General features: G+C 33.3%; 14 protein-coding genes. 7 read left to right on the plus strand and 7 right to left on the minus strand.

The features are described from left to right. Positions 1-206: 206 nt before the first annotated feature. Positions 207-2438, plus strand: coding sequence for an MMPL family transporter (locus Q0L29_RS01270; RefSeq protein ID WP_296618450.1), 2232 nt, complete (start codon positions 207-209; stop codon positions 2436-2438). On the opposite strand, the gene Q0L29_RS01275 is transcribed toward Q0L29_RS01270, so the two are convergent. From Q0L29_RS01275 to Q0L29_RS01300, 6 genes are all read right to left on the minus strand, one after another. Next, on the minus strand, positions 2431-2772 hold the full coding sequence (locus tag Q0L29_RS01275; protein WP_296618451.1) for a DUF5615 family PIN-like protein: 342 nt from the start codon (positions 2770-2772) through the stop codon (positions 2431-2433). The two genes, Q0L29_RS01270 and Q0L29_RS01275, sit on opposite strands and share 8 nt — an antisense overlap. A gap of 2 nt (positions 2773-2774) precedes the next feature. After that, positions 2775-3011 (minus strand): DUF433 domain-containing protein, encoded by a 237-nt coding sequence (locus Q0L29_RS01280; RefSeq protein ID WP_296618452.1) that lies wholly within the window; start codon positions 3009-3011, stop codon positions 2775-2777. A 151-nt stretch (positions 3012-3162) separates the two neighbouring features. Beyond that, positions 3163-3615: a D-aminoacyl-tRNA deacylase gene (gene dtd, locus Q0L29_RS01285; protein ID WP_296618453.1), complete on the minus strand. Its 453-nt coding sequence runs from the start codon at positions 3613-3615 to the stop codon at positions 3163-3165. Continuing rightward, complete coding sequence (locus tag Q0L29_RS01290; RefSeq protein ID WP_296618454.1) at positions 3612-4274, minus strand: NAD-dependent epimerase/dehydratase family protein; 663 nt, start codon at positions 4272-4274, stop codon at positions 3612-3614. Before Q0L29_RS01290 ends, dtd begins: the two co-directional genes overlap by 4 nt. Next, on the minus strand, positions 4274-4885 hold the full coding sequence (locus tag Q0L29_RS01295) for a thioredoxin family protein (RefSeq protein WP_296618455.1): 612 nt from the start codon (positions 4883-4885) through the stop codon (positions 4274-4276). Before Q0L29_RS01295 ends, Q0L29_RS01290 begins: the two co-directional genes overlap by 1 nt. 4 nt (positions 4886-4889) lie before the next feature. Further along, positions 4890-5288, minus strand: coding sequence for a YkvA family protein (locus Q0L29_RS01300; protein ID WP_296618456.1), 399 nt, complete (start codon positions 5286-5288; stop codon positions 4890-4892). A 278-nt stretch (positions 5289-5566) separates the two neighbouring features. Between Q0L29_RS01300 and Q0L29_RS01305 the strand changes: the two genes are divergently transcribed. Next, the gene (locus Q0L29_RS01305) at positions 5567-6460 is read left to right on the plus strand and encodes a hypothetical protein (protein ID WP_296618457.1); all 894 of its coding nucleotides are present in this window, start codon (positions 5567-5569) and stop codon (positions 6458-6460) included. Positions 6461-6531: 71 nt separating this feature from the next. Further along, the gene (locus Q0L29_RS01310; protein ID WP_296618458.1) at positions 6532-6990 is read left to right on the plus strand and encodes a nuclear transport factor 2 family protein; all 459 of its coding nucleotides are present in this window, start codon (positions 6532-6534) and stop codon (positions 6988-6990) included. A gap of 101 nt (positions 6991-7091) precedes the next feature. On the opposite strand, the gene Q0L29_RS01315 is transcribed toward Q0L29_RS01310, so the two are convergent. Beyond that, entirely contained in the window at positions 7092-7613 is a 522-nt protein-coding gene (locus tag Q0L29_RS01315; protein ID WP_296618459.1) for a hypothetical protein, read from the minus strand. Positions 7614-7728: 115 nt separating this feature from the next. Here Q0L29_RS01315 and Q0L29_RS01320 point away from each other — a divergent pair, with 115 nt between their 5' ends. The 4 genes from Q0L29_RS01320 to Q0L29_RS01330 all read left to right on the plus strand — a co-directional run. Continuing rightward, positions 7729-8046: an iron-sulfur cluster assembly accessory protein gene (locus Q0L29_RS01320; RefSeq protein WP_296618460.1), complete on the plus strand. Its 318-nt coding sequence runs from the start codon at positions 7729-7731 to the stop codon at positions 8044-8046. A 265-nt stretch (positions 8047-8311) separates the two neighbouring features. Beyond that, positions 8312-8506 carry a DUF3179 domain-containing (seleno)protein gene (locus Q0L29_RS17530; protein WP_367275737.1) on the plus strand — a complete coding sequence of 65 codons (195 nt, stop codon included), beginning with the start codon at positions 8312-8314 and terminating at the stop codon, positions 8504-8506. Between the two features lie 194 nt (positions 8507-8700). Continuing rightward, positions 8701-11898 (plus strand): SusC/RagA family TonB-linked outer membrane protein, encoded by a 3198-nt coding sequence (locus Q0L29_RS01325; protein ID WP_296618461.1) that lies wholly within the window; start codon positions 8701-8703, stop codon positions 11896-11898. A 34-nt stretch (positions 11899-11932) separates the two neighbouring features. Beyond that, positions 11933-12457 (plus strand): SusD/RagB family nutrient-binding outer membrane lipoprotein (locus Q0L29_RS01330; protein ID WP_296618462.1); only part of this gene is annotated, 525 nt, incomplete at its 3' end.

Below are 12457 nucleotides of genomic sequence, written 5' to 3' on the forward strand. Positions count from 1 at the left end.
CGCACAAAACAGCGCACAAACCTAAGCCACCCTTGACAAACTTAAAATTTTATCATAGGACAACTACGCCTAAAAAAGGCAAAAAAAGAAAATAAATTACCTTTTGTCTGGTTTTTCAACATAGAAACTCAGGTTAATAATTTCAGCAATCCAAAGTAGTCCTAAGCTTCGTTTATTAACTTTAGGATTTAGAATTTCATTCACTTTTGAAAAAAATAGCTCAAAAATTTTATAATAATTTTAACGATCGGGAATTCCGATTTATGCTATATGCTGTTTGGCTAATAAGTATAGCTTTTTTCATTTCTCAATTCCCTAAACTCTCAGTGGCCTTTGAATTTGAAAAATTCTTTGAAGATGATAACGAGGATAAAATTTTCTTTGAAAAGCATGTTGAAAAGTTCGGTTATGATAATGATTATTTATTAGTCGCTATTGAAAATAAACCCACTGTATTCAATGCTAAGTTTTTAATAAAAATTGAAAAGTGGAAAAATGAGGTAGATACTATCAATGGATTAATGAGTACTCAATCTATTTTTGATTTAAAGCATTTAATTAAATCTCCTTATGGAATTAAATCAATTCCCTTATTACATACTCAAGATTCAGGAAAACTGAACTCAGATAGTGCTAGAATAATGAGCCATCCACTCTACAATAATTTCATATCAAATGATGCCAGTTCGCTTATCGTTCAGCTAAATCATCAACATTTTAAATCGCCTAAAAAGGAGCTTGAATTTTTTAATGCATTGAAGTCTTCATTTTTTGAATCTGATATCAAGAATTATAAATTAGTAGGCAAATTGGTTGCCCAAAAAAGCTTTATTGATCACATCCGCTCAGATTTCAGTATTTTCCTTGGCTTGGGTGTTTTGGTAACTGTCATTTTACTGCTATTAATTTATCGCTCTTTCAACATCATGCTTTTGCCTCTTTTAATGAGTATTTCATCAATGGTTTATTTGTTAGGATTTATGGCAATGTTGGAAATTGAATTGAGTATATTAAGTGTATTAATTCCACCAATTATCCTTTTTGTATCCACTTCTGATGCCATCCATTTGGTTAATTCTTACCGTCAAAATGAAGAAAAGGACTTTCTTAAAAGGCTAAAATCATCTATCAAAAAGGTGCTTTCACCCACTTTATTGACTTCTATTACCACTGCTTTAGGTTTTTTTAGTTTACTGATATTGCCCACTCAGCCTGTACGAGAATTAGGTCTTTTTGCCGGGCTTGGTGTTTTGATTGCTTTTGCTGTAAATTTCTTATTTGGTCCTCTTCTCATTAGAAAAAGCTATAAGAGGCAAAGTATAAAATTACCTTATAAACTTTGGGCTGTAAAATTGATAAAAAACAGAAAATTAGTCCTTGGAGTTTATTTGCTGTTGATAATAGGCTCTATTATTGGTTTTCTACAACTCAAAACAGATGCTTATCTTTTGAAAGATTTACCCGAAGATTCCCAGGTCCGGGGTGATTTTGAATATTTGGATAATTCTTTTGGGGGATCAAAGCCATGGGAAATGGCAATTTTCCCAACACAAGAAAACCATAAAGTATTAGATTATGCCTTTTTAAAAGAAGCCTTAAAAATAGATACCTATTTAAAAGATTCCTTTGGCATTCAAAAGTTCTTATCGCATTTGGATGTTGTAAAATATGCCAATCAAATTGACAAAGGAGGAGCTAATCAGAACTATATATTTCCTAATAGAGGTGATTTTAATAATCAAAAATCAATTCGAAATCAATTGCTTAGAAGGGGAGTGGCTAATAAAGTGATGGATTCAAGTGGTAAATATGCGAGATTTGCTGGCTTTATTCCAGAGTGGGGTTCTCATGATACTCAAAATCGTAATCATGCTTTAGAATCGTTTATAGATAAAGAAATCGATGAAACGATATTAAAGGCTAGAATAACAGGCACAACTTATTTGATTGATAAAAGTAATGAAAGTCTATCAATAGAGCTTTTAAAAGGATTATTATTAGCGGTTTTAATGATTGCTATTGCTTTAGCCATTTATTTTAAATCCTTTAAAATGTTGTTGATCAGCCTGATTCCCAATTTCATACCATTATTATTTACTGCTGGAATTATGGGTTTTATGGGAGTGCCATTAAAGTTAACGACTGCCATCATTTTTGTAGTGGCTTTCGGAATTGCGGTGGATGATACTATACATTTCTTAGGTTCTTATAAAAAACAAAAAGCAAAAAGTCCGATTTGGCGAATTATCAAAACTTTTAAATCGGCTGGTTTGGCAATTCTGATTACTTCAGTTTTAATCATTGGAGGGTTTGTGCTTTTTACCTTATCTTCTTTTGCAACAACCTTTTATTTAGGTTTTTTCCTTTCATTGGCCATGCTTTTTGCCCTGCTAACGGATTTGACGTTGTTACCTTTGTTGTTGAAGAGGATTAATTAATGGCTTCTATCCTGTCTGAATAAACTGTTACTAACTTATGGTTTGTATTTAATTCTAATACGATATTCCAAACGGAATTTATTTTAAAAAAAAAATCTTTCAATTTCATATTTCCTAATCTTATATGAATAATTTTTGGTGGTGGTTGATGGGGCATTATTCTGTGAGAAAAATCGCTGTCTTTCGAGATTATAGTAAGATTATTCCGTTTAGCATAATCCCATATTTCCGAATCTTTAGCTTCATCATCCATATCTAATTGGTGAATATATTGCTCATTATTCCATAAACTAAAATAGTAAGGTAAATTAACATCAATTAAAAAATTGGGCATAATTAAGCAGGAATATCTCTTATGGTATAGTTTCTATTCATAAGTGAAGACGCAAAGTTTAGACAGGCATTTATATCTTCTTCTTGAAGACTCGGAAATTGCTTGAGTATTTCTTTGTGACTCTCCCCAGCACTAATAAATTCCAGAATAGTTTGTACAGTAATCCTTTTTCCCCTGATGGTTGGTTTACCATTACAAATATTATCGTCAATCGTTATTCTATTTGATATTTGTTCCATAAACCTAAGTTTATCTTAAATTTACGAAAAAAGTAGAATAATTTGTTTCGAATTAGATTTTCTTTTTAGCTATGCTTTTAGTTTTGATTGCCTTTACTTTTGAAGAGGATTAATTAATTTTGTCAACTTCCCTTTGTCTATTGTCAATTGATTACTTCTTATCCTTACTATCCAAAATAATAGTAACAGGCCCATCATTCACTAAGCTGACTTTCATATCAGCACCAAATTCTCCACTTTGAATTTTGGTAGGAATGGCAAAATCCAATGAGTTTAGCATTTTTTCATAAAGTGGAATAGCAATATCTGGTTTCGCAGCCTTTATGTAGGAAGGTCGGTTTCCTTTTTTGGTGCTGGCATGCAATGTAAACTGACTTATTAGCAGGATTTCTCCTGCAATATCTAACAAACTTTTATTCATCACGCCATTTTCATCATTGAAAATGCGCATATTGATTATTTTACGATTCAGCCATTCTATATCTTCCTCATTATCGGCTTCTTCTATGCCCAATAAAATCATTAATCCATTCTGGATTTCTCCTTTAATTTCATTTTCAATAGTAACGGAAGCTTCTGATACTCGCTGTAATACTGCAATCATTTTCCTATTTTTTCTATTTCATCCGAAGGGATTACTTTGAATATTGACTTATCATTTTTTGCTGTTTGAAGCATAGCGTTTGCAATAGTTTTTGCATGAACGGCAGCATATTTCTTAAACGGACCAGAAAAAATGAAGTCAAATTTATCAGCAACCCATAAAGCAGCTTTTTCTGCTGCTCTTTTTTCAGCTCTTTCTCCTGCTATAAACGAAGGGCGGTATATAAAGGCCTTTTCTAACTTCATGGATTGAATAGCCTCTTCTGTTTCACCTTTTACTTTATTATAGAAAATCATGGAGCTAGAATCGGCTCCCATGCTGGAAATTATATGAAATGATTTGGCGTTATTCTCTCTCGCTATAGCCGCTAAAGTAGCAGGATATTGAAAATCCACCTTTTTGAAAGCTTCTTTGCTTCCCGCTTTTTTCATGGTGGTGCCTAAGCAACAGAAATAATCATCAGCTTTTAGTTCTTTTGCATGGTTTTCCATTTTGTCAAAATCTTCGATGATGATTTCTTTTAACTTCCCATCATCTCCGCCCAATGTTCTTCTACTTAAAACTTTAACAGTGGAATAGCCTTCATCCTCCAATAGTAAATCTAAAAGATGGCCACCTACTAAACCTGTTGCTCCTACTATTATTGCTGTTTTTGCCATTAGAGAATGTTTTTTATTAGTTGTGTGAATTCTTGAGAAATCGTTTGATTTTTATCAACTGCATACCATTTATGTATACTTTCAATAAATTTAGCTTTATCCATGTTTGGATTTTCTTTTGCTTCCATCACCATGTTTTGAACTGGTTCTGGTCTAGGTCCCCAAAAAGCTAAATCATTGAAATTTTCATCCATTATAACGAGAATAGGAATTGAACGGGCGCCATTTGTAAGGTACTGATCCATTATTTCAGGATGCTCATCCCTCATGATAAACCTTAAATCAATTTCAGGATTTTCATTGGCCATTTTAGCTAAGAATGGAATGTTTTGAGCAGCATCTCCACACCAAGCCTCTGTAATGACCAACCAATTCAGTTTTGGTAATGACTTTATATTATTGGCAAGATCAGAATCTAAATTTATTTTCTTATCCCATCTATTCATACGTTTATCATTCATCAAAGTATAAGCAATCATGGCTTCTGAATGATTAGTACCAGTGGTCTTATTTTCTGCTAAAAGAGATTTAATCAAGCTTCTATAAGATGGATAGTCAAGACCTTTTGAGAAGGCATCAATTTTTAGAGTAGCAATAGATTCTTCAATCATGAATTTACTTTTCTTCTTGCTTACTCTCCCAAGCTTCAAATTGTTGCATTTCTTGACCTAAATGACTGTAAAGCCAAAGAATAAGTGAGGCATCATCCAAAAAGCCTGACACAGGAATAAAATCAGGTATAATATCCATTGGGGTAATGAAATAAATTAAAACCCCCACAGTATAGAGCATACTTTTAAGAGAGATATCTCTGTATTTGCCTTTGGTATAGGCTTTTACTAACCTTATAAGTGTAAAGATTTTATCTTTTAACTGAGAAATTTTTTCAGATGCTTTAGCACGACTAGTTAAAGTTTCTTTAGCTTCATTCACTAGCTTAGAACTCAATCGCCTATCAGCAAGTACTCTTGAGGCTCTTTTAAAAGCATTTTTATAATTTAGTCTTTTACTCATCTTCTGATTCTCTCAATTTTTTATTCTTTTGTATAGGCATCCATATATACGCAAATAATGTATATAAGGTAAAGGCGCCTATCAAAATTAAATACAAATCGTGGAGTAGATCTTTGTAAATAAATAAGGACCAAGCAATAAGCAAACTTATGACACCTACCCATAATCTTATATTATTCGCTTTAATTTGACTACTTTTGTGCGGATTTATCATAATACTTTTTGATATTTAAACGTTTGGTAAATTTACAATATTTGAACCGATTTTGCTTTTCTATATGAAAAAACTATACGTTATAAGCCTATTTTTATTTTTGACAAGCCTATTAGCTAAAGCTCAAATTGAGGATCCTAAAATTGAAGAAACTCAGAATAAATCTAAAGCCAAAATAATTGTTTACACAAAAACAGGAGAGATTTATAAAGGATTTTTCATAAGTCAAAATAAAGATTTCTTAGAAATAGAAACTGAAAGTGCAGGAAGGTTAAAAATACCAACACAGCGAATTAAAAATATTGAATCCTTGGAGGAAGAAGATCAGATTGATTCTGAGGAAAAGGAGAGGTTAAAGCAAGTAAACCCTGTCAGATATATGCTAGGAACTAGCGCTTTTAATTATAAAAAAGGCGGTAACTACTTGCGCAATAACCCCATGACTTATCATAGAGGAGTATCGGATAACTTTTCAATAGGGGTAGGAACCAGTCTGTGGGCTTTGGTTTTAAGGGTGCCTATAATTTATGTAAATCCACATTTCACCAAACAGCTAGGAAAAAATATCCATTATAAATTTGGATTGGATGCATTTGCCGGTACATCTTTTGAATCTGGAGAAGGCGCAGCAGCAGCTATTTTTAATACTGGGGTTACCATTGGAGAACCAGATTTAAATTTGACAGCTACGGTTTATTTGGGAGCTATTAGTCAAGTTCAAAGGTTGAACCCTTTTTATTCCTTAGCCGGTATGGCTAGAATCTCAAAGAAATTATTGGTTGTTTCTGAAGGATTCTATATTCCAACTGAGTTTGATGGTAATACGAGTTTTGTTTTTTATGGGGGAAGATATATTACAGAGACTGCCAGCTATGATTTAGGGTTTTTATATAATCAGGAAATTGCAGAATTTATTCCATTTGGAGTGCCTTTTTTAGCTATTACAGTTAAGCTGTAGTAAATGTTTATACTATTATTATTTCCGATTTGAGTTATATTGAATAAGTTTTTAACTAAAAATATGAAGAAATGAGAATTATACTAATGATGCTTTTGGTGTTATCCCCAATGTTTTTGTTTGCTCAAACTCCTACAGAAACAATTAACCAATTTATGGATAATTGGCACAAAGCTGCTGCTACTGCTAATGAAAAAGTGTTTTTTGGAAGTATGACCGAAGATGGAGTTTACTTAGGTACAGATAAAACAGAAAAGTGGACTAGAGATGAGATGGCAGAGTGGGCAAATGAATATTTTCAGGAAGAATCAGCTTGGTCATTTACTGCAACTGAAAGAGATGTCTACTTTTCAGAAGATGGAAATACTGCATGGTTGAATGAAAAACTGGATACCTGGATGGGCGTTTGCAAAGGAACTGCGGTATTGGTATTAAAACCAGAAGGCTGGAAAATAGCCCTCTATGATTTATCTGTTACTATTGACAATGACAAAATCGACCAGTTTTTAGAACTCATTAAAGAAGACTAGTTTTGAAATGAGAATTTTAAATTTAATTCTCATAATTATTGAGTTTTCTGAAGTGATAGGTTAAAATCAAAAACCTAATACTTAATCTTATTACTTCTTAATCAAAACTCCTGCTGTATTTCATTTTTCAGAAAGCTTAAGCCGTATTCTATATTGTCAATTTTCTTCTCTAAAGACTCTTCATAAATCTTTTTAACTAGCTCGATGCTTTTAGCTTCAGGATCCAATTCTTTAGCAGATTGGTTTACCACCATAATCAGTTCTTCTTTAGCATTTTTAATGATTTTCCAAGCCTCATCACTCATATAGACTTGCTGCGATAAGTTATGATTAAACTCTTCTCGAATCTCATTTAGCAGTAGGTACTGAAGTTCTGCAACATTCATATCACTTTTCTGCACTCGTTTTATGATTTGATCTGGAGAGATTCTTTCCAAGAATAGGCTCATTCTTTCATAAGCCTGAAGCCTAATTGGTAAAACGATTTCTTTATTCTTCGCTTTAATTTCAATAATTTTCGCCTCATTTTGTTTCTGCAGCATGGTTTTTACTGTCAGAAACATGGCATATAATACGATTCCTGCTGGAATTATAATTTTTACTAAGTCCCAAAATGGCTCCATAAGCTTATTTTATATGATAATGTTCAAATTTAGTTAATTTCGCAGCAAATAAAAGCAAGCCTTTAAAGCAAACTTTTGTTTTTACTCATTCGTTCTTCAATAAAATTCATGATTTATGATTCCAATTAAGATTTCAGAAGAAGCAATTAAAGAAGTTAAAAACATAATGGATAATAAAAATATTCCTGAAGGTTATGGATTGCGTGTGGGTGTCCGTGGAGGAGGAGGCTGCAGTGCCGCAGGAATGAATTATATGTTGGGCTTCGATAAGCCCAAAGAGTCCGACAAGACTTTTGAGATTGAAGGAATACCTGTCTACATCGATAAAAGCCATGTGATGTATATTATTGGAATGGAAGTTCAATTTCATGAAGGTAATGATGCTAGAGGTTTCGTATTTGTTAATCCTGAGACAGAGGAGGAATTAAATTGATGAATTCAAGTATCCATTTGTAAGCAAATTGACATTATTTTAATTTTCATATTGTAATTATTGCAATATGAAAATCATAATCATCTTTCTATTATTTTCTATTGCCTTACCAAGCTTTGGACAAAATTGCTGTACAGGCGGCTCTCCATTAGCTAATAATCTGAACCTTTCAAGTCTAGATTCAGGCTTATCCGTGCAAATCGTTTATGACCGAAAATAAATGGAGTAAGTGTAGTGCAATGTATCCAAGCACCATACTTTTGAAATTGATACCGGCTTTTCAAGAGATTATAACCAAACACCTTATAAAGGTTACATTGAAAATAATGATTTAGTTTATTATCCTTTAGACTATAACGATAATAGATTGCTTAGTAAAAGATTGCTTAGTAAAGAACGTGTCCATGCGATTATTATAAATAATAAAGCAAAAGTATTTACTTTCGATAATTTTAAGTAATTAGAACATTAATAAGGAATACTTACATATAAAGCTAAGAATCGATTATCTATTAATATGATTATTATCTGTTTTTATTTGATAAAAACAATAATAGAAAGCTTTAAGTGGATTTGTTTAAATGATTTTTGTCTATTAAAATATATATCCTTTATATTAGTGAATTAATAAATTTATAACCTAAACATAATATGATGAAGAAACTATTACTAATGCTAAGTTTCTTCCTGATTGCCTCTTATTCATGGGCACAGGATAGAACGGTATCGGGTACTGTGACTGACGAAGAAGGTCCATTACCAGGTGTAAACGTAATTGTGAAGGGTACTACTATTGGTACTACCACGGATTTAGACGGTAACTACAAATTATCAGTGTCATCGGATGCTGAAGCTCTTGTATTTACTTATATCGGTTTTGAAAAAGCCGAAGTTACTATCGGTTCAAAATCGGTTATTAATATTACTTTAAAACCTGATGTTCAACAATTGGGAGAAGTTGTTGTAACAGCTTTAGGTGTTTCTAGAGAAAAAAGATCAATTGGTTATTCTACTCAAACAGTAGATGGCGATAATTTGGCTGAATCTAGAGAGACTAATATTATCAACTCATTGCAAGGTGCTGTTGCTGGTGTTCAAATCCAGGGTTCTCAAGGAGCTATGGGTGGTTCATCTCGTATTACAATTCGTGGTGCTAACTCTTTCTTAGGAGAGAATCAACCACTTTTCGTAGTAGATGGTATGCCAATTAATAATGATAATTATTCTAGTGCAAGTCAGCAATCAGGATTTGGTGGTGGATCATATGATTATGGTAATGCTGCTTCTGATATTAACCCTAATGACATTGAGTCTATGCAAGTATTGAAAGGTGCTGCTGCAACTGCATTATATGGTACTAGAGGTTCAAATGGTGTAATCTTAATTACTACTAAATCAGCTTCTCAGAAAAAAGGATTGGGTGTATCAATAAATACTTCAGCTACATTTGAAGATCCTTTGGCACTAATGGAGCACCAACAAAAATATGGTGGAGGAGCTACAACAAGTTCACCTTCAGGATTCGTAGAATTTACTGAAGACGGCACTAATTACTTAGCACCAGTTTATTCTAAAGATGGTGCTTGGGGTCCAAAATATGATCCAAGTGTAAATGTACGTCACTGGGATTCTTGGGATCCAAATGCTGCAAATTATGGAGAAACCAGACCATGGGTTGAACCGGAAAATCAATATGAAGAATTCTTCGAAACTGGTGTTACACTAACTAATTCAGTTGCAGTTTCTGGTGCTAATGATGAAGGTGATTTCAGATTATCTTACACTAACTTAGATCAAAAAGGAATGATGCCTAATTCTGAATTAGGTAGAAATACTGTAAGTTTCAATTCTACTTACAATTTATCTGATAAATTAACTGTGTCTGCAGCTGGTAGTTTAATCCAGCAAGATGCTTCAGGTAGAAATGCTACTGGTTATGCTAACGCCAACCCAATGCAAGGTTTCTACCAATGGTGGCAAACTCAGTTGGATTTCGACAGATTGAAAGATGATACTTTTACTGATGGAACCCAACAAACATGGAATCCAATTGGAGCTCAGGTTGATCCTGCTACAGGTGAATTATTAGGTTTTAATCCAAATGTAAGATTCTTTGATAATCCATATTGGGTAAGAAGAAATTATTTACAGGAAGATACTAGAGATAGATTCTATGGTAACTTTAACCTAAATTATGAATTAACTGAGGGCTTATCTGTGAACTTGAAAGCCATGAGAGATGGATTCACTTTCAGATCAAGAGAAGGAGTGCCTGTAGGTGGTATCAACCAGCCTAGTTATAATGAGGTTACAAGAACTTTCGGAGAAACTAACTTAGAAGGTAAAATTTTATATGATACTCAGTTTAATGAAGATATCACATTGAATGCTATGGTTGGTGGTAACTTAATGAGTCAAGGAAGAACATATAACAGAATCGCTACAGTAGGTGGATTAGTATTACCTAATTTCTATAATATTGCAAACTCAGCTGGTTCTCCTCAAGTAAATACTGACTTTGAAAACAGAGCTATTAACAGTGTATTCTCAACAGCTTCTTTAGGCTTGTTCTATACAGTTTACGTTGATTTAGCAATAAGAGGTGACTGGTCATCTACTTTACCTGAAGAAAATAATAACTATTGGTATCCATCAATTTCAACAAGTTTTGTTTTCAGTGAATTAGATGCATTTGAAAATAATTCTGTTATCTCTTTTGGTAAGTTAAGAGCTGGTTATGGTCAGGCTGCTAATGATGCAAGTCCATATCAATTAAGAAATGTTTATTCTAACGTAGTGCCTAACTTTGGTTCATTCCCAAGATATACGGTACCAAATTCAAGAAGAAATCCAAATCTATTACCTGAGATTACCAATGAGTTTGAAGTTGGTTTAGAAATGAACTTCTTAAATAATAGAGTTGGTTTTGATCTATCTTATTATGATAGAACTACTGTTAACCAAATATTTAATGTTCCTTCATCATCAGCAACAGGATTTACTTCTAGATTATTGAATGCTGGATCAATGAGAAACAGTGGATTTGAAGTTATGGTAAATGCTACACCAGTTGAATCAGGAGATTTTAGATGGGATATGAGCTTAAACTTTGCAACATTTAATAACGAAGTGGTAGCATTGAATGATGAGGCAGGAGTTGAAAGTATTATAGCAGGTAGTACATGGGCTGCTGATGTTAGAGTTCAAAAAGGATTCCCATACATGTCTTTATTTGGTCAACAACTACAAACAGATGATGACGGTAACACAATCGTTGGAGCTAATGGAATTCCTTTGGCGACTGCAGATAGAGAGTTTTTAGGAAGTACAATCGCAGATTTTGCTGGTGGTTTTAGAAATACTTTCACTTACAAAAACTTCTCTGTTGGTGCTTTAATTGATTTCCAAGGTGGTGGTGTTATTCATTCTACTTCTTTACAGTGGGCTAAATATTCTGGTATGTTGCCAGAAACAGCAGCTGGTAATATAAGAGAAGAAGGATTGATCGTTGACGGAGTTACTGAGACTGGTGAGACTAATACTACAGCAGTTGATCCTCAAACATATTATCAATCTATCTGGTCAGTTGCTGGACCTAATGTTTATGATGCTTCATTTGTTAAGTTAAGAGAAGTAACTGTAGGATATAATATCCCTAATAGCGTATTTGGTAATTTAGCTATCAAAGATGCTAGAATCAGCTTCCTAGGAAGAAACTTAGCGATCTTATTTAGCAATTTACCTTATTTAGATCCTCAAGGTGTTAATGGTGCAGGTAATATCCAAGGTTTGGAAAATGCTCAGGTACCTACTTCAAGATCATTAGGTTTTGACATAAGCTTTAAATTCTAAATCAGGTTTAGACATTAAATTAAAATAACTTTTTATGAAAAATATATCAAAATTATACATAATGTTAGCCTCACTGTTTGTGGGACTAGCAGCGTGCACGCAGGATTTTGAGGAGATCAATACTGATCCTAATAATCCTACTGATGTACCGGCATCTACACTTTTAACTCAGGCGCAATTCAGTTTGTCAAATAGAGTGTGGAGTAGAGCTATGAACTTTGAGTTCGGAATGTTGATGGTTCAGCAATTTGCTCAAGGAGAGTATGCTGAGGATTCTCGTTACAACCAGAATGTAAGTACTTTTAATGTTTCTTGGAATAGATTCTGTGCAAGTGGTATTTATGATTTAGTTGCAGCTAGAGAGCTAGTTCAGGCTAATGAAAGTTTAACTGATGCTATTAAAGGTAATCAGACTGCAGTATTGGATATTTTAAGAGTATGGGCAATGCAAATTGTAACCGATACTTGGGTAAATGTTCCTTATTCTGAGGCTTTTAATCCAGATGAATTCCCAAATCCAGCTTATGATAGTCAGCAAGAAATATACGCTGGATTAATC

Origin of the sequence: Marivirga sp., assembly GCF_024636815.1 — a bacterium.
Taxonomy (GTDB): Bacteria; Bacteroidota; Bacteroidia; order Cytophagales; family Cyclobacteriaceae; genus Marivirga.

What these genes read in the sequence shown, in the direction of transcription:
- Q0L29_RS01310 (WP_296618458.1), top strand. Translation starts at nt 6,532, where the DNA reads ATGAGAATTATACTAATGATGCTTTTGGTGTTATCCCCAATGTTTTTG.
- Q0L29_RS01275 (WP_296618451.1), bottom strand. Translation starts at nt 2,772, where the DNA reads ATGCCCAATTTTTTAATTGATGTTAATTTACCTTACTATTTTAGTTTA.
- Q0L29_RS01325 (WP_296618461.1), top strand. Translation starts at nt 8,701, where the DNA reads ATGAAGAAACTATTACTAATGCTAAGTTTCTTCCTGATTGCCTCTTAT.
- Q0L29_RS01320 (WP_296618460.1), top strand. Translation starts at nt 7,729, where the DNA reads ATGATTCCAATTAAGATTTCAGAAGAAGCAATTAAAGAAGTTAAAAAC.
- Q0L29_RS01305 (WP_296618457.1), top strand. Translation starts at nt 5,567, where the DNA reads ATGAAAAAACTATACGTTATAAGCCTATTTTTATTTTTGACAAGCCTA.
- Q0L29_RS01300 (WP_296618456.1), bottom strand. Translation starts at nt 5,288, where the DNA reads ATGAGTAAAAGACTAAATTATAAAAATGCTTTTAAAAGAGCCTCAAGA.
- Q0L29_RS01315 (WP_296618459.1), bottom strand. Translation starts at nt 7,613, where the DNA reads ATGGAGCCATTTTGGGACTTAGTAAAAATTATAATTCCAGCAGGAATC.
- dtd (WP_296618453.1), bottom strand. Translation starts at nt 3,615, where the DNA reads ATGATTGCAGTATTACAGCGAGTATCAGAAGCTTCCGTTACTATTGAA.
- Q0L29_RS01290 (WP_296618454.1), bottom strand. Translation starts at nt 4,274, where the DNA reads ATGGCAAAAACAGCAATAATAGTAGGAGCAACAGGTTTAGTAGGTGGC.
- Q0L29_RS01295 (WP_296618455.1), bottom strand. Translation starts at nt 4,885, where the DNA reads ATGATTGAAGAATCTATTGCTACTCTAAAAATTGATGCCTTCTCAAAA.
- Q0L29_RS01280 (WP_296618452.1), bottom strand. Translation starts at nt 3,011, where the DNA reads ATGGAACAAATATCAAATAGAATAACGATTGACGATAATATTTGTAAT.